At 69.9% G+C, this 24387-nt stretch carries 21 protein-coding genes; 4 read left to right on the top strand and 17 right to left on the bottom strand.

All coding sequences use genetic code 11. The features are described from left to right. Positions 1-237: 237 nt before the first annotated feature. The 12 genes from ACQEVG_RS10055 to ACQEVG_RS10000 form a co-directional block, all read right to left on the bottom strand. Entirely contained in the window at positions 238-573 is a 336-nt protein-coding gene (locus tag ACQEVG_RS10055) for an RNA polymerase-binding protein RbpA (RefSeq protein WP_078503510.1), read from the bottom strand. Positions 574-707: 134 nt separating this feature from the next. Continuing rightward, positions 708-944, bottom strand: a complete 237-nt coding sequence (gene secG / locus ACQEVG_RS10050; RefSeq protein ID WP_360873765.1) for a preprotein translocase subunit SecG — start codon at positions 942-944, stop codon at positions 708-710. Between the two features lie 96 nt (positions 945-1040). Further along, entirely contained in the window at positions 1041-1817 is a 777-nt protein-coding gene (gene tpiA / locus ACQEVG_RS10045; protein ID WP_432980185.1) for a triose-phosphate isomerase, read from the bottom strand. A gap of 5 nt (positions 1818-1822) precedes the next feature. Further along, positions 1823-3034 (bottom strand): phosphoglycerate kinase, encoded by a 1212-nt coding sequence (locus tag ACQEVG_RS10040; protein ID WP_432980182.1) that lies wholly within the window; start codon positions 3032-3034, stop codon positions 1823-1825. A gap of 120 nt (positions 3035-3154) precedes the next feature. Next, positions 3155-4159 (bottom strand): type I glyceraldehyde-3-phosphate dehydrogenase, encoded by a 1005-nt coding sequence (gap, locus tag ACQEVG_RS10035; protein ID WP_432980179.1) that lies wholly within the window; start codon positions 4157-4159, stop codon positions 3155-3157. Positions 4160-4361: 202 nt separating this feature from the next. Continuing rightward, positions 4362-7304 (bottom strand): M14 family zinc carboxypeptidase, encoded by a 2943-nt coding sequence (locus ACQEVG_RS10030; RefSeq protein ID WP_432980176.1) that lies wholly within the window; start codon positions 7302-7304, stop codon positions 4362-4364. A gap of 160 nt (positions 7305-7464) precedes the next feature. Beyond that, a complete protein-coding gene (whiA, locus tag ACQEVG_RS10025; RefSeq protein ID WP_360873779.1) occupies positions 7465-8454 on the bottom strand; it encodes a DNA-binding protein WhiA in 990 nt (329 codons plus the stop codon). Then, positions 8445-9482 (bottom strand): gluconeogenesis factor YvcK family protein, encoded by a 1038-nt coding sequence (locus tag ACQEVG_RS10020; protein WP_432980172.1) that lies wholly within the window; start codon positions 9480-9482, stop codon positions 8445-8447. The genes whiA and ACQEVG_RS10020 overlap by 10 nt, the downstream gene beginning before the upstream one ends. After that, positions 9479-10417: an RNase adapter RapZ gene (rapZ, locus tag ACQEVG_RS10015; RefSeq protein ID WP_432980169.1), complete on the bottom strand. Its 939-nt coding sequence runs from the start codon at positions 10415-10417 to the stop codon at positions 9479-9481. The genes ACQEVG_RS10020 and rapZ overlap by 4 nt, the downstream gene beginning before the upstream one ends. Continuing rightward, positions 10414-12384 (bottom strand): excinuclease ABC subunit UvrC, encoded by a 1971-nt coding sequence (gene uvrC, locus ACQEVG_RS10010; protein WP_432980166.1) that lies wholly within the window; start codon positions 12382-12384, stop codon positions 10414-10416. The genes rapZ and uvrC overlap by 4 nt, the downstream gene beginning before the upstream one ends. 104 nt (positions 12385-12488) lie before the next feature. Continuing rightward, the gene (locus ACQEVG_RS10005; RefSeq protein ID WP_432980163.1) at positions 12489-13274 is read right to left on the bottom strand and encodes a hypothetical protein; all 786 of its coding nucleotides are present in this window, start codon (positions 13272-13274) and stop codon (positions 12489-12491) included. A 7-nt stretch (positions 13275-13281) separates the two neighbouring features. After that, positions 13282-13932, bottom strand: a complete 651-nt coding sequence (locus tag ACQEVG_RS10000; protein ID WP_432980160.1) for a papain-like cysteine protease family protein — start codon at positions 13930-13932, stop codon at positions 13282-13284. Positions 13933-14180: 248 nt separating this feature from the next. Here ACQEVG_RS10000 and ACQEVG_RS09995 point away from each other — a divergent pair, with 248 nt between their 5' ends. Then, positions 14181-15113 (top strand): hypothetical protein, encoded by a 933-nt coding sequence (locus tag ACQEVG_RS09995; RefSeq protein WP_432980157.1) that lies wholly within the window; start codon positions 14181-14183, stop codon positions 15111-15113. A 24-nt stretch (positions 15114-15137) separates the two neighbouring features. Here ACQEVG_RS09995 and ACQEVG_RS09990 read toward each other — a convergent pair whose 3' ends face one another. Continuing rightward, positions 15138-15581, bottom strand: coding sequence for a Rieske (2Fe-2S) protein (locus tag ACQEVG_RS09990; RefSeq protein WP_432980154.1), 444 nt, complete (start codon positions 15579-15581; stop codon positions 15138-15140). 130 nt (positions 15582-15711) lie between these two features. Here ACQEVG_RS09990 and ACQEVG_RS09985 point away from each other — a divergent pair, with 130 nt between their 5' ends. Further along, the gene (locus ACQEVG_RS09985; RefSeq protein WP_432980151.1) at positions 15712-16605 is read left to right on the top strand and encodes a carbohydrate kinase family protein; all 894 of its coding nucleotides are present in this window, start codon (positions 15712-15714) and stop codon (positions 16603-16605) included. A gap of 106 nt (positions 16606-16711) precedes the next feature. Here ACQEVG_RS09985 and uvrA read toward each other — a convergent pair whose 3' ends face one another. Then, complete coding sequence (gene uvrA / locus ACQEVG_RS09980) at positions 16712-19708, bottom strand: excinuclease ABC subunit UvrA (RefSeq protein ID WP_432980148.1); 2997 nt, start codon at positions 19706-19708, stop codon at positions 16712-16714. 195 nt (positions 19709-19903) lie between these two features. On the opposite strand from uvrA, the gene ACQEVG_RS09975 reads away from it, so the two are divergent. Together ACQEVG_RS09975 and ACQEVG_RS09970 are read left to right on the top strand one after the other, a co-directional pair. Continuing rightward, positions 19904-20626 carry a maleylpyruvate isomerase family mycothiol-dependent enzyme gene (locus tag ACQEVG_RS09975; protein ID WP_432980145.1) on the top strand — a complete coding sequence of 241 codons (723 nt, stop codon included), beginning with the start codon at positions 19904-19906 and terminating at the stop codon, positions 20624-20626. Between the two features lie 9 nt (positions 20627-20635). Continuing rightward, positions 20636-21292, top strand: a complete 657-nt coding sequence (locus tag ACQEVG_RS09970) for an MBL fold metallo-hydrolase (RefSeq protein ID WP_432980142.1) — start codon at positions 20636-20638, stop codon at positions 21290-21292. Between the two features lie 88 nt (positions 21293-21380). Here ACQEVG_RS09970 and ACQEVG_RS09965 read toward each other — a convergent pair whose 3' ends face one another. The 3 genes from ACQEVG_RS09965 to ACQEVG_RS09955 all read right to left on the bottom strand — a co-directional run bounded on the left by ACQEVG_RS09965 (position 21381) and on the right by ACQEVG_RS09955 (position 24265). Then, positions 21381-22097 (bottom strand): alpha/beta hydrolase, encoded by a 717-nt coding sequence (locus tag ACQEVG_RS09965; protein ID WP_432980139.1) that lies wholly within the window; start codon positions 22095-22097, stop codon positions 21381-21383. A 309-nt stretch (positions 22098-22406) separates the two neighbouring features. Then, complete coding sequence (locus ACQEVG_RS09960) at positions 22407-23612, bottom strand: ATP-binding protein (protein WP_432980136.1); 1206 nt, start codon at positions 23610-23612, stop codon at positions 22407-22409. Next, positions 23609-24265, bottom strand: coding sequence for a response regulator transcription factor (locus ACQEVG_RS09955; RefSeq protein WP_432980133.1), 657 nt, complete (start codon positions 24263-24265; stop codon positions 23609-23611). The genes ACQEVG_RS09960 and ACQEVG_RS09955 overlap by 4 nt, the downstream gene beginning before the upstream one ends. Positions 24266-24387 lie beyond the last annotated feature (122 nt).

Below are 24387 nucleotides of genomic sequence, written 5' to 3'. Positions count from 1 at the left end.
CTTGGACATCAGCCCACTTCTTCTCGTACCTGCCTGCGTGCCCCGCTGCGGTTCCCAACCTAATTGATCAGCGGGGTGGGGGACGCGACTGCCGGCATGAAGAATCCGCGCTGCGCTTCGGCACGACGGCGGCCGCAAAGGAGCCATGGAAAGCCGAGGAAGCCGGTCGAGGAGGCAATGACCGTCAACGAAAAAGTCCGGCCGCGCACCCTTGGGTGTCCGGCCGGACCACAACTTCTAGATCTCGCCCCGCAGTTTGGCAAGTGCCTCGGCGAGGATCGCTTCGCCGTCCGCGTCGCTGCGCCGCTCACGCACATAGGCGAGATGCGTCTTGTACGGCTCCGTACGCGGCGGGTCCGGCGGATTGTCCCGATCCTGACCGGCCGGGAAGCCGCAGCGCGGGCAGTCCCAGCTGTCCGGGACCTGTGCGTCACTGGCGAAGCTCGGCTGCGTCTCGTGCCCGTTCGAGCACCAGAAGGAGATGCGCAGGCGCGGCGCGGACTCGCCCCGCTCGGCCTCACCCATCGGCCCCGCTCCGACCCGGCTTCCCCGGATCGCGTTGCCACTTGCCACGGTCGTAACTCCCTGCGTGATGGTGCTGCACAGCGTCTCACAGCGGCTGCGCCGCGGTGCCCCAGTCTACGTAAGGCCCAACGCTCGTCCAGTGATTGGAGTTACACCCCAGCCCGGAACGGGGAAGGCTTGGGTCAGCTGTCCAGCTTCAGCAGCAGACCAAGTACGACAATGCACGCAAACCACAGCAGACCGATCACCACGGTGATCCGGTCGAGGTTGCGCTCGGCGACCGACGAGCCGCCCACCGAGGACTGCATTCCGCCACCGAACATGTCGGAGAGGCCGCCGCCCTTCCCCTTGTGCATCAGCACCAGCAGCATCATCAGCAGGCTGAAGACGATCAGGGCAATCGAGAACCCGACAATCACGGCTGGACCAACTTCCTAGGACTGATATGGACGACGGGGGCCGGGCTCCGAGCCTCGGCCCCCGCAAGGGTACGACGGATCCGCGCTACCGCATACTCACTGGTCGCGGAACCGGACGATCTTGACGAACTCGTCGGCGTCCAGCGACGCACCGCCCACCAGCGCCCCGTCCACATCGGGCTGCGCCATGATCGAGGCGACGTTGCCGGCCTTCACCGAGCCGCCGTACTGGATGCGGACCTTGTCGGCCAGCTCCGGCGAGTACAGCTCGGCAAGGCGCCCGCGGATCGCACCGCAGACCTCCTGGGCGTCCCCGGGGGTCGCGACCTCGCCGGTGCCGATGGCCCACACCGGCTCGTAGGCGATCACGATGGACTCGGCCTGCTCGGCCGGGATGTCCTTGAGGCCGCCGTCGAGCTGCGCGAGCGTGTACTCGACCTGCTGTCCGGCCTTGCGGATGTCCAGGCCCTCGCCGATGCAGAGGATCGGAGTCAGGCCGTGCTTGTACGCGGCCTTCACCTTGGCGTTGCAGACCTCGTCCGTCTCGGCGTGGTACTGCCGGCGCTCGGAGTGGCCCACGGTGACATAGGTGCACTTCAGCTTGGCCAGCATCGAGCCCGAGATCTCGCCGGTGTACGCACCGGAGTCGTGCGCCGAGAGGTCCTGGGCGCCGTACTTGATCTTGAGCTTGTCGCCGTCGACCAGGGTCTGCACGGACCGCAGGTCGGTGAAGGGCGGCAGGACGGCGACCTCGACGGCCTCGTAGTCCTTGTCCGCCAGGGCGAAGGCGAGCTTCTGGACATGGGCGATGGCCTCGAGGTGGTTGAGGTTCATCTTCCAGTTGCCCGCCATCAGCGGGGTACGGTCACTCACGGTGTTCAGTCCTCCAGTGCGGCGAGGCCGGGGAGCGTCTTGCCCTCGAGATACTCGAGGCTGGCGCCACCGCCGGTGGAAATGTGGCCGAATGCGTTCTCGTCGAAGCCGAGCGTACGGACGGCGGCGGCCGAGTCGCCGCCGCCGACGACGGTGAAGCCGTTGCCGTCGAGCAGCGCCTGGGCGACCGCCTTGGTGCCCCCGGCGTAGTCGGGGTGCTCGAAGACGCCGACCGGACCGTTCCAGAAGACGGTCCGGGCGTCTGCGATCTTGGCGGCGAACAGTTCGCGCGACTTCGGGCCGATGTCCAGGCCCTCCTTGTCGGCGGGGATCTTGTCCGCGTCGACCGTGATGAAGTCGGCCGGGGCCTTGGTCTTCAGGTCGGGGAACTCGCCCGCGGCCAGCACGTCGACCGGCAGGACCAGCTCGACGCCGTTCTTCTCGGCGCGCTCCATGTACTCGGTGACGGTCGGGATCTGGTCCTCCTGAAGGAGGGAGATGCCGACCTCGTACCCCTTGGCCTTGAGGAAGGTGTAGGCCATGCCGCCGCCGATGAGGATGCGGTCGGCCTTGCCCAGCAGCTCGTCGATGACGCCGAGCTTGTCGGAGACCTTGGCGCCGCCGAGTACGACGACGTACGGGCGGTTGACCTCCTCGGTGAGCTTCTTCAGGACCGCGACCTCGGTGGCGATGAGGTAGCCGGCGGCGTGCGGCAGCCGGGCTGGGAGGTCGTACACCGAGGCGTGCTTGCGGTGCACGGCCCCGAAGCCGTCGCCGACGTACAGATCGGCGAGCTGCGCGAGCTCGTCGGCGAAGGCGCCGCGCTCGGCGTCGTCCTTGCTGGTCTCGCCGGCGTTGAAGCGGAGGTTCTCGATGACGGCCACCTGGCCGTCGGCGAGGCCCGCGACGACGGCCTTGGCGGACTCGCCGACGGTGTCGGTCGCGAAGGCGACCTCGGCGCCCAGCAGTTCGCCGAGCCGCCCGGCCACCGGGGCGAGCGAGAACGCCGGCTCCGGGGCGCCCTTGGGGCGGCCCAGGTGGGACGCGACGACGACGCGCGCGCCCGCCTCGGCGAGCTTGGCGATCGTCGGCTGGACGGCGCGAATGCGGCCGTCGTCGGTGATGGCGGTGCCGTCGAGCGGCACATTGAGGTCGGCGCGGACGAATACCCGCTTGCCGGCGACCCCTCCGGCGAGAAGTTGATCGATCGTCTTCATGGAATTACGGCTCCTCAGAGGGGCTGGGACGTGCGACAGGGCTCGAACCGCGCGGCGCTGCGCTGCCCGAGCCCTGTCGCTCACATCGTGGTGCTCTGGTTGCAGATCAGACGGTGCAGATCAGAGCTGGCCGCCGACGAAGACCGTGAGGTCGACGAGGCGGTTGGAGTAGCCCCACTCGTTGTCATACCAGCCGATGACCTTGACGTTCTTGCCCTGGACCATGGTCAGGGAGGAGTCGAAGGTGCAGGACGCGGGCCAGTTGACGATGTCCGAGGAGACGATCTGGTCCTCGGTGTAGTCCAGGATGCCCTGGAGCTGGCCCTCGGCGGCCTTCTGGAACGCGGTGTTGACCTCGTCCTTGGTGACCTCGCGCTCGAGCTCGATGACCAGGTCGGTCACGGAGCCGGTGGGAACCGGGACGCGCATCGCGATGCCGTCGAGCTTGCCCGACAGCTCCGGGATGACCAGCGCGGTGGCCTTCGCGGCACCGGTGGTGGTCGGGATGATGTTCTCGGCGGCGGCGCGGGCGCGGCGCAGGTCCGAGTGCGGGAAGTCCAGGATGCGCTGGTCGTTGGTGTACGCGTGGACCGTGGTCATCATGCCCTTGACGATGCCGAAGTTCTCCAGGAGAACCTTGGCCATCGGCGCCACACAGTTGGTGGTGCAGGAGGCGTTGGAGATGACGTGGTGGTTGGCCGCGTCGTACTTGTCCTGGTTGACGCCCATCACGATGGTGATGTCCTCGTCCTTGGCCGGAGCCGAGATGAGGACCTTCTTGGCGCCGCCCGCAATGTGCTTCGCGGCGTCGGCCTTCTTGGTGAAGATGCCGGTCGACTCGATGACGATGTCGACGCCCAGCTCACCCCACGGAATGTCGGCGGGGTTGCGCTCGGAGAGCACCTTGATGGTGTGGCCGTCGACCGTGATCGTGTCGGCGGTGTGGGTTACCTCTGCCTTCAGACGACCCAGGATGGTGTCGTACTTCAGCAGGTGAGCCGTGGTCGCGGTGTCACCCAGGTCGTTGACAGCCACGATCTCGATGTCTGCACCCTGCTCCAGCAGCGCGCGGAAGTAGTTACGACCGATGCGGCCAAAGCCGTTGATGCCTACGCGGATCGTCACGAACCGATCTCCTCGTTGGTACGCCGGGTTTCGACGCCGGCGAGCTGTATGGGATGTCCCCGACCGCCTACGACCCTACCCCCCTGGAGGCGCTTCGGTGACATCGAGAGTGCTCGTGCGTGGCACGGCGGCCCGTACCCCTCAGTAGGGTTCGCGGGCCGCCGGAACCATCGGCCGGGAGCAAGATCCCGACTACTCAGCGTCAGCGCCGCAGGGCGCTGAGCGCCTTTCCGATCAACTGCTTGCGGTCGGCCGCGCCGGGCACATGCTCCAGGCCGAAGCCGATGAGCACGGTGTCCCGTGTGGTGATCGCGCCCGCGGACGGGAACAGGTCCTGGCTGCGGGCCCAGTTTCCGCGCAGCGCCGGGCTGCCGTCCGGCGGACCGGACGCCGTCCAGGGCCCCAGCGAGGCCTCGAAGCCCTCGGCGCCCAGCTCGGCACCGCCGACGACCAGCTTGGTGTCGTCCACGAAGATGCCGCGGCCGCCGTCACCGGGGTCGGTGATGTACGAGACGGAGACCTCGATCTGCTTGCCCGCGTACGCGCTCAGATCGAACGAGGCGGCCTTCCAGCCGTCGGATGCGCCGGTGAACGAGTTCCAGCTACCGCTGGTGCCGCTCGGGGTGCAGGCGCTGGAGCCGACGGTGAGGTAGTGCCGCAGGAACGGGTGCTGGTTGACGTAGAAGCCCTCGTCGCACTGGGTCGGCACGGTGGTGCGCGTGCCGCCGTTGGCGTCCGGCAGCGTGGTCCAGTCGTCCTGGCCGACGGTGTGGACCTCGACGACCGCGTTGTCGTAGCCGGGCTCGGTGTTGAAACTGATCCGCAGGTTCAGGGCGGGCCTGGCGGCTGCCCCCACGGCGGTCAGGTCGAGCGGACGGGACAGCCGCATCCAGGAGCCGTTGCTGTGCGAGGCCGCCGCGTACCACTGGCCCTCGTACGGCGAGAAGGGCATCCGGACACCCGGGTAGTCGCCCGCCGCCTTGCTGCGGAACTGCGGGAACTGCGCGGGCGGCAGCGTGTCCGAGGTGATCGTGTACGCACCCGCCGCGTCCAGCGGATTGTCCGGCGCGCCGGACAGCCCTGCGGATGCGCCGGACAGCCCTCCCGTACCGAGGAAGTTGTTCACTCCGGCCAGCGATGCGCGGCCGGACGCACCGAGGTAGTACTGGGCGAAGTCGTCGCTCAGCGCACCACCGAGGTTGGCGTTGCCGCCGGCCCGTTCACCGGTGGTGATGAGCTTGCCGCCTTCGTTGACGTACTCCCGCACGGCCTGGGTGGTGGCCCAGGAGGGGGCGGCCGCGCCGGTGTACCAGAGGGCCGTCCTGAAGTGGCTGAGCACGCCGAGCCGGTGCGGGGCGCCCTGCGTGGCGACGTCCCAGACCGCGGACCTGCGGCCGTTGTCGGCGAGTGCCTTGGTGTAGGCGACGGGGTTCTTCGCCGGAGTGGTGCCGCCCTCTTCGGCGATCACCAGCGTGTCCCCGCGCGGCCGTTCGGCGACCGTGTAGGTGAAGTGTTCGCTGGAGGTCGGGCTCCCGTCCCTGGTCTCTCCGGTGAACCAGACCTCGACCTTGTCGCCGACGTCGCCGTCCTGGACCTTGGCCCGGTACTCGTCGAAGCGGATGTTGTCGTCGCCGCCGTAGGTCTCGCCGCCCTTGAAGGGCCTCAGCGTCTGGTCGTGGACGGTGCCGCCGTTGACGCGGTACTTGAGCTCCTTGTCGCGTACGGACTTACGGGCGGTGACGGCGACTTCCTGGTCGCCCCCGCGTGCGTAGGAGACGGTGAAGGGGTCGGGGGTGAAGTCCGCGGCCTTCAGACCGAGCGCGGAGGACGGCTGGTCGGGATGGGCGGAGGTTTCGGCGACGGAGAGCGCGAACGGGATGTTCTTGGCGAACTCCTGCTGGATCAGCTTCTCGTCGTCGGGGAAGGTGAAGATGGAGGCGCAGTCGGCCGCGTTCCAGGCGTCGTTGGGGTCGAGTCGGGAGGCGGTGGCGCAGGTCGACATCTCCGGGGTGTACATCATCATGCCGTTGACGTTGGCCGCGTGCCCGTCGGCCTCGCCGTTGGTGGTGTAGAGCTCGGAGGAGACCTGGGGACGGTAGCCGGGGATCGCGGAGTTGCCGGGCGTACCGGCGAGCGACTTGTAGAGGACGTCGTCGGGGGTCGGGGTCGCGACCTGCCAGCCGACTCCGTAGAGGAGCAGTTCGGCGGCGGAGTGGTAGTTGATGCCGTACTCGAAGCCGATGCGCTTCTCGAAGGCGTCGAGGGCCCTGGTCTCGGGCTCGGAGGCCGGAGCGGCGCCTCGATAGGTCTCGTCGAACGGGTCCGGGGACGAGCCCTCGTTGTCGTAACCCCACTTGTAGGTGAAGTTGCGGTTGAGGTCGACGCCGTCGCCGGGGGCGATCTTCCCGTCACCGTTGTTGTCGTGGAGGTTCTTGCGCCACTGGCGCTCGGCGGTGCCGGTGAAGGTGTAGTCGTACCCGTCGGGGTTCGCGGAGAGCACGAACCACAGCTCGCCCGAGTCCACGATCTTGGTGACTCGCGGGTCCTTGCCGTAGTTCGCGAGGTAGTAGTGCATCAGCCGCCGGGTCATCTCCGGGGTGATCCACTCGCGGGCGTGCTGGTTGGACAGATACAGCGTTGCGGGCTTGGAGCCGTCCCGGTACTTCTTGGCACCCTTGCTGACCTTGAGGGCGAGGATGTCCTGCCCCTTGAAGGTCTTGCCGATGCTGACGACCTTGGTGAGGGCGGGGTTGGCCTGCGCGGTGGCGAGGATCTCGCGCTGCAGGCCCTTCTCGCCGCTGTACGGGCGGAAGACGCCGTCACCCGCGGCCGCCACGCGATTTTGCGCCCTGGTCGAAAGCGTGTGCTCGGTGATGCCGATGCCCTGCTCGCGCAGTTCGCCGGCCTGCTTCCTGGTGAGGTAGAGCTCGACGGTGGCGGTGCCCTTGTCGGGCACCTGTTCGCTCAGTTCATGACCGTCGGCTCCCGCGGCGAGGATCAACGGGACCTGGGCCTTGGTGACTTGGGCGTGCCACACGGATAGTCCGTCGTCGCCGGCGGGTTGCGCGTGGGCGAGCGGCACGGCCGCCAGTCCTGCGGTCAGCAGTGAAATAGCGGCGAGGATCGATCTCGCTCTGCGTCTCATAAGCCCCCCTTGCTGGTTTCTGCCAGGAAAGTGAACAGACGCCAGACTCATCACACCCCATGGTCATGTCAAGACAGCCACGCCGGGCGTACGGGTACAACAAGCCGCTGCCGGTGTCCGTGGGACACCGGCAGCGGTGGAAAAGGCGGGTGACGGCGTGTCAGCCGACGAGGCCGTCGGCCATCTCCTCGGTGAGGTTGGATTCCGTACCGGGGATGCCGAGGTCCTGGGCCCGCTTGTCGGCCATCGCGAGCAGACGGCGGATACGGCCCGCGACCGCGTCCTTCGTCAGCGGCGGGTCGGCGAGCGCGCCCAGCTCCTCCAGAGACGCCTGCTTGTGCTCCATCCGCAGCCGGCCGGCCGCGGCGAGGTGCTCGGGCACCTCCTCGCCCAGGATCTCCAGCGCGCGCTGCACCCGGGCGCCCGCGGCGACCGCGGCGCGCGCCGAGCGACGGAGATTGGCGTCGTCGAAGTTGGCCAGGCGGTTGGCGGTGGCGCGCACCTCGCGCCGCATCCGCCGCTCCTCCCAGGCCAGTACGGACTCGTGCGCACCCAGCCGGGTCAGCAGCGCGCCGATCGCGTCACCGTCGCGGACGACCACGCGGTCCACACCCCGCACCTCACGGGCCTTGGCCGCGATGGAGAGCCGGCGGGCCGCGCCGACCAGGGCGAGGGCGGCCTCCGGACCCGGGCAGGTCACCTCCAGCGAGGACGAGCGGCCCGGCTCGGTCAGCGAGCCGTGCGCGAGGAACGCGCCGCGCCAGGCGGCCTCCGCGTCACATGTGGCGCCGGAGACGACCTGCGGCGGCAGTCCCCTGATCGGGCGGCCCCGGCCGTCGACCAGACCGGTCTGGCGGGCCAGCTGGTCACCGCCCGCCACCACCCGTACGACGTAGCGCGAACCCCGGCGCAGTCCCCCGGGCGCCATCACCATGAGCTCGGAGCCGTGCCCGAAGATCTCCAGGATGTCCCGCTTCAGCCGGCGCGCCGCGATTCCGGTGTCCAGCTCCGCCTCGATCACGATGCGGCCACTCACCAGGTGAAGGCCGCCCGCGAACCGCAGGATCGCCGAGACCTCTGCCTTTCTGCAGCAGGTCCGGGTGACGGGAAGCCGGGAGATTTCGTCCTTCACCGCTGCCGTCATCGCCATGGGCCGATCCTTCCATGCATCCGAAAAATACGGTCGTACGCGGCGGCCAACAGCTCCGGGTCGTGCTTCGGAACGCCGTCGGTCGAGGCCACGGGGGCCAGCTCGACCGCGGCGCCGAACCGCTCTGCGGCTTCGGCGAGGGACTCGCGGTCGGGCACGGCGGCCTCGTCGGCCAGCACCACGTCCAGGGCGAGTTTAGGCGCGTGTCGTCCCAAAACCTCCAAATGACGCTGCGGTGAGAAGCCTTCTGTTTCACCGGGCTGGGGGGCGAGGTTGAGCGAGAGGACCCGGCGGGCCTTCGTCTCGGTCAGCGCGTCGAGCAGCTCGGGCACCAGCAGGTGCGGGATCACCGAGGAGAACCAGGAACCCGGGCCGAGCACCACCCAGTCGGCGTCCAGGACGGCGGCGACGGCCTCCGGGACGGCGGGCGGGTCGTGCGGTACGAGGTGCACGGACTGCACCTCGCCCGGGGTGAGCGCCACGGTCGCCTGGCCGCGCACCGTGTCCACCTCGTCCGGGCGCGCCGGGTCGTGGCCCCGTACCAGCGCCTGCAGCTCAAGTGGCACGGCGGACATCGGCAGCACCCTGCCGTGCGCGCCGAGCAGCTTGCCGACCAGGTCCAGGGCCTGCACATGGTCGCCGAGCTGCTCCCACAGGGCGACGATCAGCAGATTGCCGACCGCGTGCTCGTGCAGCTCGCCGTGGGACTGGAAGCGGTGCTGGATCACCCGGGCCCAGGTCTGGCCCCAGTCGTCGTCACCGCACAGCGCCGCCAGGGCCTTGCGCAGATCGCCGGGCGGCAGCACGCCGAGCTCCTCCCGGAGCCGGCCGCTGGAGCCGCCGTCGTCGGCGACGGTGACCACCGCGGTCAGGTCGCCGGTGATACGGCGCAGGGCCGTGAGCGACGCGGACAGGCCCCTGCCGCCGCCGAGCGCCACGACCTTGGGCTGCGCGCCGCGTTTCCGACCTGTCGGAGCGTGCGTGGTGGACCTGCGCAGGCGCCGCAGCCGAAGGTTGCGTCCGGTCACTCGCGCCCCATGTCCCGGTGGACGACGACGGTCTCGATCCCGGCGGAGGAGAGCCTGGCGGCCAGCTTTTCGGACGTGGCGACGGAGCGGTGCTTACCGCCGGTGCATCCGACGGCGATGGTGACGTACCGCTTGCCCTCGCGGCGGTAGCCCGCGGCGATCAGCTGGAGCAGCTCGGTGTAGCGGTCGAGGAACTCCTTGGCGCCGGGCTGGTTGAAGACGTAGTTCGACACCTCTTCGTTGAGACCGGTGAACGGGCGCAGCTCCGGCACCCAGTGCGGGTTCGGCAGGAACCGCATGTCGACCACGAGGTCCGCGTCCACGGGAAGTCCGTACTTGAAGCCGAACGACATCACCGTGGCGCGCAGCTCCGGCTCCTCGTCACCCGCGAACTGGGCGTCCATCTTGGCGCGCAGCTCATGGACGTTGAGGCTGGAGGTGTCGATCACCAGGTCGGCGTCGCCGCGCAGCTCGCGCAGCAGATCGCGCTCGGCCGCGATGCCGTCGACGATCCGGCCGTCGCCCTGCAGCGGGTGCGGGCGGCGGACCGACTCGAAGCGGCGGACCAGGGCCTCGTCCGAGGACTCGAGAAAGACGATCCGCCGCGTGACCTGCTTGGCGTCCAGGTCGGCGAGGGAGTCCCGAAGGTTGTCGAAGAACCGCCGGCCGCGTACGTCGACGACGACGGCGATCCGCGCGACATTGCCCTGCGAGCGGGCACCGAGCTCCACCATGGTGGGGATCAGCGCGGGCGGCAGGTTGTCGACGACGAACCAGCCGAGGTCCTCCAGACACTTCGCCGCCGTGCTGCGCCCGGCGCCCGACATTCCGGAGATGATCACCAGCTCGGGGATGGCCGCCTCCGCGGCCCCCGCGGGCTCGGTCGTGGTGCCCGTACTCACGTCTGCTGCTCCGTCTCCGTCGTGCTCAGTCATCTCGTGCTTCCCCCGTCGTTCTCTTCAATGATCTCTCCTGTTGCCGTATTCACGGCAGGGGCGGCCGGAGCCGCCTGGGCGAGGGCCACGACCACGGACTCAGCCGTCTTGCGGCCCATGCCGGGAACCACGCAGATCTGCTCGATTGTCGCCTGCTTCAGCCGCTTCACCGAGCCGAAATGCTTGATCAGCGCCTGTTTACGGGTCTCGCCGAGACCGGGAACCGCGTCCAGTGGGCTGGTCCTGATGCGTTTGGTCCGCTTGGAGCGCTGGTAGCGGATGGCGAAGTCGTGAGCCGTGTCACGCACCCGCTGCAGGAGATACAGCCCCTCGCTGGAGCGCGGCAGGACCACCGGGTCGTCGTCGTGCGGCAGCCAGACCTCTTCGAGGCGCTTGGCGAGCCCGCAGACCGCGACATCGTCGATGCCGAGCTCGTCGAGGGCGCGCTGGGCGGCAGCCACCTGGGGCTGTCCGCCGTCGACCACGACGAGCTGCGGCGGATACGCGAACCGCTTGGGCTTGCCGTCGTCCTCGGGGGCGTCCTCGCCGATCCACTCACCCGTCCGGTCCTTCTCGGCCAGATAGCGCTTGAAGCGACGGGTGATCACCTCGTGCATCGACCGGGCGTCGTCCTGCCCCTCGAAGCCCTTGATCTGGAAGCGGCGGTACTCGCTCTTGCGCGCAAGACCGTCCTCGAAGACCACCATGGAGGCCACGACGTCCTCGCCCTGGAGGTGCGAGATGTCGAAGCACTCGATCCGCAGCGGCGCGGAATCGAGGCCGAGGGCCTCGGCGATCTCCTCCAGGGCGCGGGAGCGGGTGGTGAGATCGCTGGCGCGCTTGGTCTTGTGCAGGACGAGTGCCTGCTGGGCATTGCGCTGGACCGTCTCCATGAGGTCCTTCTTGTCGCCGCGCTGCGGAATGCGGAGCGAGACGTTCGAGCCGCGGCGGCCGCTCAGCCACTGGCTGACCGCGCCGGTGTCCTCGGGGAGGGCCGGGACAAGGACCTCCTTGGGGACGGCGTCGCCGCTCTCCTCTCCGTACAGCTGCTGCAGGGCGTGCTCGACCAGGCCAGCGGTGTCGACGGCCTCGACCTTGTCGGTGACCCAGCCGCGCTGGCCACGCACCCGGCCGCCGCGGACGTGGAAGATCTGTACGGCGGCTTCCAGCTCGTCCTCGGCCACGGCGATCAGATCGGCGTCGGTGGCGTCCGTGAGCACGACGGCGTTCTTCTCCAGGGCACGCCTGAGGGCTTCTATGTCGTCGCGCAGCCTGGCCGCCTTCTCGTACTCCATCTCCTCGGCCGCCGCCATCATCTGCTTCTCCAGACGGCGGATGTAGGTGCCGGTGCGGCCGGCCATGAAGTCGCAGAACTCTTCGGCCAGTTCGCGGTGCTCCTCAGGGGTGACCCGGCCCACGCAGGGCGCCGAGCACTTGCCGATGTAGCCGAGCAGACAGGGGCGGCCCTTCTGCTGGTGGTTCCTGAAGACCCCGGCGGAGCAGGTGCGTACGGGAAAGACGCGCAGCATCAGGTCGACGGTCTCGCGGATGGCCCAGGCGTGGCCGTAGGGACCGAAGTAGCGCACGCCCTTCTTCTTGGCGCCACGCATGACCTGGACCCGCGGGAAGTCCTCGTTGAGGGTGACCGCGAGATACGGATAGCTCTTGTCGTCCCGGTACTTGACGTTGAACCGGGGGTCGAACTCCTTGATCCAGGAGTACTCCAGCTGGAGCGCCTCGACCTCGGTGGCGACGACGGTCCACTCGACGGAGGCCGCCGTGGTGACCATCGTGCGGGTGCGCGGGTGCAGACTCGCCAGGTCCTGGAAGTAGTTGGCGAGCCGCTGGCGCAGGCTTTTCGCCTTCCCGACGTAGATCACCCGGCGGTGCTCGTCGCGGAATCTGTAGACCCCCGGCGAGTCGGGGATCTGTCCCGGCTTGGGGCGGTAGCTGGAGGGGTCTGCCATGCCGTCCACCCTACTGGCGGGCGGTGACAGTGCGGACGTCTGCAGCCCTCGTCGGGCTCCGCCCCGGACCCCGCGTACGGGGTCCGGGGCGGAGCCCCGGGACGTCAGGCGCGGCGGCGTCGCCGAGCCGCCGTGCCGGCCAGGGCCAGCGCCGCCAGCGCACCCGCGCCCGCCGCCGCCGAGGCGGCCGTGATCTCCGGGTCGTCATGCGGCGTCGCAGCCGCCGGTGCGTAGCCGCCCGCGGCGCCCTTCTTGGCGTACGCAGAGCCGGGGAGCTTGTCCGCGTACGCGGCACGGACCCGGGCCCGGTAGGCGGCGAGCGTGGTGCCGCGGCTGCCCACCGCCCGTATCGCGTCCGCGTCGAGCGGTAGCACCCGGGTGCCCTTGCTGACGTACCAGGCGTCGATCTGCGGTTCGCGGAATACCGTGCCGCCGGGGAGCTTCCGGGCGCCCAGCTGCGTGAACCGGAACTCGTCGTCGCCGGTGGCGATGTTGACCACCTGCCACTTCCCGCCCAGGCGGGCCGTCCACAGCGAGGCCTGCCGACCGTCCGACGAGACCGCCTTGGTGGCCAGGAACTCCGTCCGGGCGACGGCAGCGCCCGGCTTTCCACTCACGAACTCGGGCGCGAGCGTGTAGACGGGAACGGTCTCGCCCTCGACGCGGGGTGCGGCCGCCGCCATGGTGACGGCACCGTCGCGGGCGAAGAAACGGGACAGGGTCTGGGCGGTCGCGGGGGCCGTGGCCGCGCGCCGGGCTGCCGCCCGGTCCGCCGCGGAGGGGTCCCCGACGGTGCCTGCCGCGGTGGCGGTGCCGACCGCACCGAGGGAGAAACAGGCAGCGACCGCGGCGGTGACCGCGACCCGTGCGGTGCTCTTCATCGCGTTCATCGCGCGCTCACGCCCCGATCCGGTAGAGCGAGTGGGTCCAGGAGAAGGAGTCGTTGCCGACGTACCAGGCGTGGGAGGCCCAGTTGTAGCGGTAGCTGGAGGGCCATGGATCGCCCCAGTAGACCCAGCTGTTGGCGGTGTCGTAGCCGTAGATCACATGCATGTGCCCGCCACCGCTCGACCACTGGATACGGGACTCGATGGGGCGGCCCGAGTCGATCTCGGTCTGGACGGTCGGGTAGCCCAGCCAACCGGTGACATACGAACCGGAGTTGACGCCGGCCCAGTTCAGTGCGGTCTGGACATTGCCGAGCGTGGCCTGCGAGTTGGGGCACTCGCTGCCCTGCGCCCGGTTGAAGGCGGCGTTGCAGAACTGGTTCTGCGAGTAGTTGCGGCCGTAGTACGTGGCGATGGTGTTGCCACTGGCCGCCCAGCACCAGTTGGTCTTCTGCTGCTCCTGCATGGTGATGCCGAGGCGATTCCAGGCGAAGGCGGCGGGGGCATGGGCCGGTGCGGCGTCGGCCGGAGCGGTGGCGACAGGGGCGTCGACCGCTGCGGCGGCGGCCGTCGGCCCGGTCAGGGTCGTCAGGGTGGTCAGGGTGAGTAGTGCGGCGAAGAGGGCGGCTGCGGCTGAAAGCCGTCTCTTGGTCTTGCGCATCGCGTTCCTCCCGAAGAGGTGGGGGTGGAAGGATCGCGTCCGGACGCTGCGGATGAGCATCAGTCCTTGTCGAGCGCAGGTCAACACGCTTCAATGCGGGGTGACAGGGCGCTGTGAACACGGTGGCCGGAATGTGAACACCTCCGTCCCGCTCCACCAGGCCGCCTGTCGCCGCCCACCCTCAGCGGCTCGGCCCTCGCCGTGAACGTTCACTCGCATCTGCCGTCCCATCAGCCGCTGGAGGAACAATGGGGCACACCGAGGCCGATCTGGCACAGGTGCTGCACACCGGCCCGTTCCATCTGGCGCTGCGTGCCGCCCTCGCGGTGCGCGGACTGCCGCTCCAGCGCGTCCAGCACCATCTCGCACACCGCGGCATCAAGGTCGGTGTAACCAGCCTCAGTTACTGGCAGCAGGGTGCGCGCCGTCCACAGCGCCCCGAGTCGCTGCGCGCCGTGCGAGCCCTGGAGGACGTACTCGAACTGCCGGGTAACTCGCTGATCCGGCTGCTCGACGTCGGCGAGGGCGGCGTGCGCGGTGATGTCGAGCGCCCCGCCGCCCGCTCGTACCGCTCACTGACGGAGGCCTCCGGCGCGGTGGAGCAGCTGCTCCACGAGCTGGAGTCGCCGACCGACGGCGGGCTGCACACGGTGGGCCACCACGAGCGGGTACGGATCGGGGCGCGGCGGGAGCTGATGGGACGGGACTCGGCCCAGGTCGTCCGCGCCCACCGCGACGGCGTCGACCGGTATCTGGCCATCCACCACGGCGACCCGGGCTGCGACCCCGCGCGGGTGGAGGTCAGCGCCCTGGAGAACTGCCGCACGGGGCGGGTGCGATGGCATCGCGGGACCGGGGTGCTGATCGCGGAGCTGCTCTTCGATGCCCGGCTGCGCGCGGGTGAGACGTATCTCTTCGGCTACGGCTTCGAGGACGGGACCGGCGGGCCCAGCGGTGAGTATGTGCGCGGCTTCAACTTCGCCGGTGGGCAGTACGTACTGCAGGTGCACTTCGACGAGGGTGCGCTGCCCGTGCGGTGCCGGCGGTTCGCCCAGGCCACGACGGGGCTGCCGCGCGGGGCCCGGACGGATCTGACGCTGAGCGGCAGGCATCGCACGGTCCATCTGGTCGAGCAGGGCGTACGGCCGGGGATTCTGGGCATCGACTGGGACTGGGAGTAGGGCGCGGCGCTATGTGTGGAGGCTCTATGCGTGAGGGCTCTGTGCGTGGGGGCCGGCGACGAGCTGGCCGCCCTCCGCCGTGATCGGCACCTCGGGGAGCGGCACGGTCGCCGGGCCCTGGACCGCCTTGCCGGTGGTGACGTCGAAGCGGCTGCCGTGGCAGGGGCAGTTCCCCACCGTGCCCTCCAGCTTGGCCAGGACACAGCCCGCGTGTGTGCACTGCGCGCTGAACGCCTTGTACTGGCCCTCGGCGGGGCAGCTCACGACGAGACGCTGCTCTCGGTAGAGCTTCGCGCCGCCGACCGGGACGGCGTCGGCCGCGCCGAGCTCGACGGGCGCGGTCGGGGTGGGGTTCTCGGCGTGACCGAGCTTCGATTCGGTGGAGCAGGCGGCGACCCCCAGCCCGGCGGCCCCTGCGAGGGCGGCGCCTTTCAGCACGGTGCGGCGGGCGGCTGGCTGGCCGGGCATGGGGAACTCCACGGTTCAGTGCGTCTGGGCGGGGTGTGTGTTACTGACAGACCCGACGATACCGGCGGAGATCGGCGGCCCGGAGAGCGGGCCCCTGTCGCCCTCGCAGGCGATGGGTTACGTTCGGGCCGTGATCGTCGTCGCCGGAGAATCCTTGATCGACCTGGTCCCGCAGGGGGACGGCGCGCCCCTGCCGGCGCTGCTGCCGCGGTTCGGCGGCGGCCCGTACAACACGGCTGTCGCGCTCGGGCGGCTGGGCACATCGGTCGGTTTCTGCTCCCGTGTCTCGACGGACGGCTTCGGCGATGCGCTGCTGGCCGGGCTGCGTAGGGCGGGGGTCGATACCTCTCTCGTACAGCGCGGCCCCGAGCCCACCACACTGGCCGTCGCGACCCTCGGCGCGGACGGCTCCGCCCACTACGGCTTCTATGCGCAGGACAGCGCCGACCGGCTCTTCGAGCTGCCGCCGCAGCTGCCCGACTCGGTACGGGCACTGGCACTCGGGACCTGCTCGCTGGTGCTTGAGCCGGGCGCGAGTGCGTACGAGGCGCTGCTGCGGCGGGAGGCGGGGCGCGGGGTGTTCACCCTGCTCGACCCGAACATCAGAGCCGGTCTGATCCAGGACGCGGACGCGTATCGGGCGCGGTTCGCCGGCTGGCTGCCGCATGTGTCGCTGCTGAAGCTCTCGGAGGACGACGCCGACTGGCTCGGCGGGGTGCCCGAGGGGCCCTCGGCAGTGGTGCTGACGCGGGGCTCGGAGGGTCTTACGGTACGGACACGGTCCGGCCTCGAGGTCTCGGCCCCGGCCACGCCTGTGAACATCGCGGACTCGATCGGTGCGGGCGACACGGTGAACGCGGCGCTGCTGCATGGCCTTGCGGCCCGGGATGCGCTGTCGGCGGACGCGCTGGGCGAGCTGGACGCGGACGGCTGGCGCGATGTGCTGCGCTTCGCGTCCCGCGCGGCGGCGGTGACCTGCTCCCGGACGGGGGCGGAGCCGCCATACGCGTGGGAGCTGTCCTAGCCCCCCGCCCCGACGCCTGCGGGCGTGTCCTCAATCGCCGGACAGGTTTGATTTCCGCCGGCGATTGAGGCGCGGGGGGCCAGGGCGGAGCCCCGGCGGCCCGGGCTCAGGCCTTGCGGGCCCGGGCCGTCCTCGCCGTGGCCGTCTTCTTCACCGGGGCCGACTTCGCCGCAACCGTGTTCTTCACGGCGACCGCCTTCTTCGCCGCCGCCTTCTTGGCGGCCTTGCGCGCCGCCGGCACCACCGCGTCGCTGATCCGGTCCGCGTCCAGGATGTCCCGCAGGAACTTGCCGGTGTGACTGGTCGGCACGCCCGCGACCTGCTCGGGGCTGCCCTCGGCGATGACCAGACCGCCGCCGTTGCCACCCTCCGGGCCCATGTCGATGACCCAGTCCGCGGTCTTGATGACGTCCAGGTTGTGCTCGATGACGATGACCGAGTTGCCCTTGTCCACCAGCCCGGACAGCACCTTGATCAGCTTGCTGATGTCCTCGAAGTGCAGACCGGTCGTCGGCTCGTCCAGGACGTAGACCGTGCGGCCGGTGGAGCGCTTCTGGAGCTCCGAGGCCAGCTTCACCCGCTGGGCCTCACCGCCCGAGAGCGTCGGCGCCGACTGGCCGAGCCGGACATAGCCCAGGCCCACCTCGTGCAGGGTCTTCAGATGGCGGGCGATCGTCGGGACGGCCCCGAAGAAGTCCAGCGCCTCCTCGATCGGCATGTCCAGCACCTCGGCGATGGACTTGCCCTTGTAGTGGACCTCCAGCGTCTCCCGGTTGTAGCGCGCCCCGTGGCACACCTCGCACGGGACATACACATCCGGCAGGAAGTTCATCTCGATCTTGATGGTGCCGTCGCCGGAGCAGTTCTCACAGCGGCCGCCCTTGACGTTGAAGGAGAACCGGCCGGGCAGATAGCCCCGGACCTTGGCTTCCATCGTCTCCGCGAAGAGCCTGCGGACATGGTCGAAGACGCCGGTGTACGTCGCCGGGTTGGACCGGGGCGTACGTCCGATGGGCGACTGGTCGACGTGCACCACCTTGTCGACGAGGTCGTCGCCGTCGACGCGGGTGTGGCGTCCCGGCACCGACTTGGCGCCGTTCAGCTCGCGGGCCAGGTGGGTGTAGAGGATGTCGTTGACCAGCGTCGACTTGCCGGATCCCGAGACGCCGGTGACGGCCGTCAGCACCCCGAGCGGGAAGGAGACGTCGATGTCGCGCAGATTGTTCTCACGGGCACCGTGGACGGTGAGCCGGCGTCCCGGGTCCACCGGCCGGCGGATGTCCGGCGTCGGGATGGACCGCTTTCCGGACAGATACTGACCAGTGATCGAACCCTTGTTGGTCAGCAGCTCCTTCAACGAGCCGGAGTGCACGACCTTGCCACCGTGCTCACCGGCGCCCGGGCCGATGTCGACGACCCAGTCGGCCACCTTGATGGTGTCCTCGTCGTGCTCGACGACGATCAGGGTGTTGCCCATGTCGCGCAGCCGGACCAGGGTCTCGATGAGCCGGTGGTTGTCGCGCTGGTGCAGTCCGATCGACGGCTCGTCCAGCACGTACAACACGCCGACCAGGCCGGAGCCGATCTGTGTCGCGAGCCGGATGCGCTGTGCCTCGCCGCCGGAGAGCGTGCCGGCCGCGCGGTTCAGCGAGAGGTAGTCGAGGCCCACGTCGACCAGGAACTTCAGCCGTTCGTTGACCTCCTTGAGCACCCGCTCGGCGATCTTCTTGTCGCGGGCGTTGAGCCTCAGCTCGCCGAGGAACTCCGCGCACTCGCTGATCGACATCGCGGCGACCTCGGCGATGGACTTCCCCATCACCGTGACGGCGAGAACGATCGGCTTCAGCCGGGTGCCCTCACAGGTGGGGCAGGGCACCTCGCGCATATAGCCCTCGAAGCGCTCCCTGCTGGAGTCGCTCTCGGCCTCGCTGTGCCGCCGCTTGACGAACTGCACGGCACCTTCGAAGGCGGGCGTGGTGTACGCCCGCTCCCGTCCGTACCGATTGCGGTAGCGGACCTCGACCTGGGTCTTGTGTCCGTACAGCAGGGCCTTCCTGGCACGCTGCGGCAGTCCGGCCCAGGGCATGTCGGTGGAGAAGCCGATGGCCTGGGCGAGCCCGCCGATCAGCCGCCCGAAGTACTCCTTGGTGTGGCCGTGCGACCAGGGGTGGATCGCGCCCTCGTCGAGGGACCTCTCCTCGTCCGGGACGATCAGCTCGGCATCCACCTCCATGCGCGTGCCGATGCCGGTGCAGTCGGGGCAGGCGCCGAAGGGAGAGTTGAAGGAGAAGGAGCGCGGCTCCAGCTCCTCGAAGGACAGGTCGTCGTAAGGGCAGTACAGATGCTCCGAGTACATCCGCTCGCGCTCGGGGTCGTCCTCGGGGAGATCGACGAAGTCCAGGACGACCATGCCGCCGGAGAGGCCGAGGGCGGTCTCCACGGAGTCCGTCAGGCGCCGCTTGGCGGAGTCCTTCACGGTGAGGCGGTCGACGACCACCTCGATGGTGTGCTTCTCCTGCTTCTTCAGCGTGGGCGGCTCGGCGAGCTGGATCGTCTGTCCGTCGACCCGCGCCCGGCTGTACCCCTTGGTCTGGAGATCGGCGAAGAGATCGACGAACTCGCCCTTGCGCTCGCGCACGAGGGGCGAGAGAACCTGGAAACGGCTGCCCTCGGGCAGCTCCAGGACCTTGTCGACGATGGCCTGCGGCGACTGGCGCGAGATGGGCCGGCCGCACTCGGGGCAGTGCGGCTTGCCGATCCGGGCGAACAGCAGCCGGAGGTAGTCGTAGACCTCGGTGATGGTGCCGACCGTCGAGCGCGGGTTGCGCGAGGTCGACTTCTGGTCGATGGAGACGGCAGGCGACAGACCCTCGATGAAGTCGACGTCCGGCTTGTCCATCTGGCCGAGGAACTGCCGGGCGTACGAAGAGAGCGATTCGACGTACCGACGCTGGCCCTCGGCAAAGATCGTGTCGAACGCGAGGGACGACTTGCCCGACCCCGAGAGCCCGGTGAAGACGATGAGGGAGTCACGCGGGAGGTCGAGCGAGACGTTCTTGAGATTGTGTTCGCGAGCGCCACGGATGATGAGACGGTCGGCCACGCCGGTCCGCACCTTTCTTGAGAGAAGCGGGGGCACAGCCCCCGTCTCAGACTCTTCCAGCCTATGGGGGGCCGCCAGATCGATGAATGCCTAACAACCAAGGATGCCTCCACTGAGCCTATAGCACGCGCATTCGATTTTCGGCCGCCCTCTGACACCTTCACCCGATCGTGTGGCGGGACTATCGTCGGCCCCATGATCGATCCACTGCGTGACCTGGCCTCTCTACGCGAAGCCACCGACCGGCTCCTCACCGCAGCCGCCGCCCTGGACGACGGTGTCGTCGCCGGCCCCTCACGGCTGCCGGGCTGGAGCCGCGGCCATGTGCTGGCCCATCTCTCCCGTAACGCCGACGCGCTCGTGAATGTTCTCGAGGGCCGCCCGATGTATGCCGGCGCCGAGGCACGCGAGGCTGACATCGAGCGGGACGCGCCCCGCCCCCTCGCGGCCCAGCTCGACGACGTACGCGAGTCCGCCGCCCGCTTCCAGGACGCGGGCGCGGTCCCCGCCGACTGGAGCCGCACCGTCGAGCTGCGCAACGGCATCACCGACGCCGCGGCCCGCGTCCCCTTCCGCCGTCTCGTCGAGGTCGAACTGCACCATGTCGACCTCGACATCGGCTACGAGCTGGAGGACCTGCCCGAAGAGTTCACCGACCGGGAGATCACCTTCCTCGCCGAGCGTTTCTCCGGCCGCCCGGACGTCCCGCCGACCCGGATCGTGGCGAACGACCGGTCCGCCGATGGCGGGGACACAGTTGCCAGGGACGCCGGCGACTGGCACACGGGCGGCACGGACGGCGCCCCGGTGACGGTCACAGGACCCGCCGCCGCACTGCTCGGCTGGCTCGCGGGACGCCGTGACGGGACAGATCTGGACACCGCGGGCGCCCTGCTGCCGAAGCTGCCCCCGCTATAGGCTGAGCCCATGACGTACAGCGGAGTGGTGAAGGTCGGCGGCCGGGCTGATGTGCACGAACTGACGTCTCTGATGATCTCCAAGGTCGCGGTCGGCCCGGCGGACAACAACAGCTATCTGCTGCGCTGCAGGACCACCGGCGAGCAGCTGTTGATCGACGCGGCCAACGAGCCCGAGACCCTGCTCCATCTGATCGGCGACGACTCCATCGCGTCCGTCGTCACCACTCACCGCCACGGCGACCACTGGCAGGCGCTGGCCGCGGTCGTCGAGGCGACCGGCGCCCGCACCTACGCCGGACGGTACGACGCGGAGGGCATCCCCGTCCCGACCGATGTGCCGGTCGAGGACGGGGACACGATCCGGGTCGGCCGGGTCGAACTGACCGCCCGTCATCTCGTCGGACACACCCCCGGCTCGATCGCGCTGGTCTACGACGACCCGCACGGCCCGCCGCATGTCTTCACCGGCGACTGCCTCTTCCCGGGTGGGGTCGGCAACACCTTCAAGGACCCCGAGGCCTTCGCCAGTCTCATCCACGACGTCGAGACCAAGCTCTTCGACGTGCTGCCCGACGAGACCTGGGTCTACCCCGGCCACGGCAAGGACACGACGCTGGGCGACGAACGGCCGCATCTGCCGGAGTGGCGCGAGCGCGGCTGGTAGCGCGGGCGGGCCTCGGCCTGGCCGGTGGCGGACGACCCGTTCCCGTACGCCGCCCTCAGCCGGGCAACCCCTCCCCGTACGCCGCCCCTCAGCCGCCGTCCAATGACGGGACGTCGCTCCGACCCAGGTCGTCGAAGCGGTCCGCCACCGTCGGCGGCAGCGGCCCCAGCCGCAGCAGCCCGGTGACCAGCCGGGTGGTGAGCGCGTGCCAGGCGCCGGCCCGGCGGAGCATCGCATGGTCGCCGCCCGGCATCCGCAGCGCGCAGGACTCGGCGCCCGCGGCGCGTGCCCTGGCAGCCAGCTCCCAGGATCCGCGCGGGTCGGTCACCCGGTCGCGGTCGCCGTGCACCAGGACGATGCGTTTGCCCGTCAGATGCTCCACCGGCTCTCCGTCGGGGCACCACGGGGCGAGGCCGACGACCGCCTCGACCAGGGGATGACTCGCGGCGCGCAGGGCCGCTCGTCCTCCCATCGAGTGCCCGACCAGGACGACGGGCACGGGCCCGGCCAGCAGGGCCAGTTCGTCCAGGGCCCGCAGCGCGTCCTGGGCCGCGTCGGCACGTACGCCGTTCCAGCCGCGATGGCGGTAGCGGACCACGCCGAGCACCACGTCGTCGTCGATGGTGGCGCGTGCGATGGCCCGGGCGAAGGGGCGCATCCGGGCCCCGGGCAGATTCAGTTGCGGAGGGGGCTCCAGCGCGTCGGCGCGGCCGCCGTGCAACAGCACCACGGCGGCCCGTGGCGGCTCGGCGGCCCGGTCGAGCCGCAGGGCGGAGGCGGCTTCCCGTGTGCGTATGGCGGTCACGTCCTCGTCGAATGGTCCGGGACAATCCATTGTCCCGGACTGCCGGTGCCCGGCTACGCACCGATCATGACGCACGGCGGGACGGTTCGCGTTCACGGGCCCGGTCGGCGCATCACGGTGACGTACTGATGGATCCGCGCGAGGTCGCGGCCGCGTACGGACTCGGCGATGTCACGGGGCCCGTGCGGCCGTTGCGCGGCGGGAGCTCCAGCGGGGTGTGGGCGCTGGACAAGAGTCGCGGCCGGTTCCCTGCGCCGCGACCTGGACCGGCTGCCCGACTGGATTCCCCTGACTGCTTGAGCCCCTTCGTCAGGACGGCAGCGTGGCCGTCACCACCAGCCCGCCGCCCTCTCGGGGGCGGGCCGTGACGGTGCCGCCGTGCGCGCGGGTCACCGCGCGGACGATGGACAGGCCGAGGCCCGCGCCCTTGGCGGTGACGAGGCGGTCCGTACCGAGGCGGCGGAACGGTTCGAAGAGGGCCGGGATGTCGTACGGGGGCACTGTGGGCCCGGTGTTGCTCACCTCGACCTCGGCCCGGCCGTCCTCGTGGGTGCGGCTGGTGACGTCGACCCGGCCGCCCCGGCCGACGTTGTGCCGGATGCCGTTCTCGACGAGGTTGTGCACAAGTCGTTCAAGCAGCAGGGCGTTGCCCCTGGTGAGCGCCTCGGACGCCTTTTCGTGCACGGTGATCCCGGTCTGCTGCGCCTCAGGCGCCGCCTGGGCGACGACATGACCCACGATGTCGGCCAGGTCGACCGGGAGCCGTTCGGTGATCTCGTTCTCCGAGTCGGCGAGCAACAGCAGCTGGGTGATCAGCCGTTCGTGCCGGGTGTTGATCTCCAGGAGGTTCTCGCCGAGCTGTTTGACGTCCTCGGAGGCCGCTCTGCGGTGCATGGCCACTTCGACCAGTGCGCGGCCGAGCGTGAGCGGGGTGCGCAGTTCGTGCGAGGCGTTGGCGACGAACCGGCGCTGGCCGTCGAAGGACCGGTCGAGCCGCTCGACCATGGTGTCGAAGGTGTCGGCGAGTTTCTTGACCTCGTCGTCGGGACCGCGCAGGGCGATGCGCTCGTGCAGACCCCGGTCGGCGGCGGGGGCCTTCGCGATACGACGGGCGGTGTCGGTGACCCGGTGCAGCGGGGCGAGCACCCGTCCGGCGACCAGCCAGCCGAAGCCGGCCGCGGTGCCGCCGACCACGAGGAGCGCGATACCGCCCTGGGTGATGAGGGAGGTGGTGGCGGCGTCGTGCAGCCGGTCCTCCTGCTGCTTCAGCCACTTGTCGGCGTCGGCCCCGGTGTACGTCTTGCCGTTGATGCCCGCCACGGTCTTGTTCTTCTTCGGCGGCGGGAGAGCCCCCGGAGCGGGCGGGGTGCCCTCGTCATGGTTGACGCTGACACCCATGGCCCCGTGAAGCTGCTGGTTGAACAGCGCGTACGTGACGCCGAGCAGCACCACCCCGGCGGCGAGGAAAAGCCCGCCGTAGATCAGGGTGAGCCGGGAGCGCAGGGTGAGTTTCATGAAATGCGGTATCCCACTCCGGTGACCGTTTCGACGACCGGCGGGTCGCCGAGCTTTCGGCGCAGTTTCAGGATGGTGAGCCGGACGGCCCCGGTGAACGGGTCGGCGTACTCGTCCCAGGCCTTCTCGAGAAGGCTCTCGGCCGGGACCGCGGCCCCGTCGGCGCGCAGCAGCTCGGCCAGCACCGCGAACTCCTTCTTCGACAGCGGTACGTAGCGCCCGTCCCGGAACACCTCTCTGCGGGCCGGGTCCAGCGTGATGCCTGCCCTGCGCAGCACGGGTGGCGCGGCCGGGCGGGAACGCCGGCCCAACGAGTGGACGCGGGCGGCGAGTTCGGGGAAGGCGAAGGGTTTGGTGAGGTAGTCGTCGGCGCCGAGCGTGAGCCCGGCGACGCGATCGGCGACCGCGGCGGAGGCGGTGAGCATCAGCACACGCGGGGCCGCGCCGAGGGCGACCAGCTCGCGGCAGACGTCGTCACCGTGCACGGCGGGCAGGTCCCGGTCGAGGACCACCACGTCGTAGTCGTTGACGGTCAGCCGCTCCAACGCCGCGCCTCCGTCGTACGCGACGTCGACGGCGTGCGTCTCCTCGCGCAGCCACTCCGCGATCGCGTCGGCCAGCAACGGCTCGTCCTCGACCACCAGCACCCGCATCTGTTCCCTCCCCGTCCATGTGCCCCGGACCATCGTCGTGATCGGCCTGTTTCCTTTCCGTTAGTGATCGTTCAAGCCGGCCGTGGGCTCTGACAACACAAACGCGGAAACGGCGGAGAAAC

It is taken from the genome of Streptomyces sp. CA-135486 (assembly GCF_050936555.1).
Taxonomy (GTDB): domain Bacteria; phylum Actinomycetota; class Actinomycetes; order Streptomycetales; family Streptomycetaceae; genus Streptomyces.
This window is presented reverse-complemented; position numbering and strand designations above follow the sequence as displayed.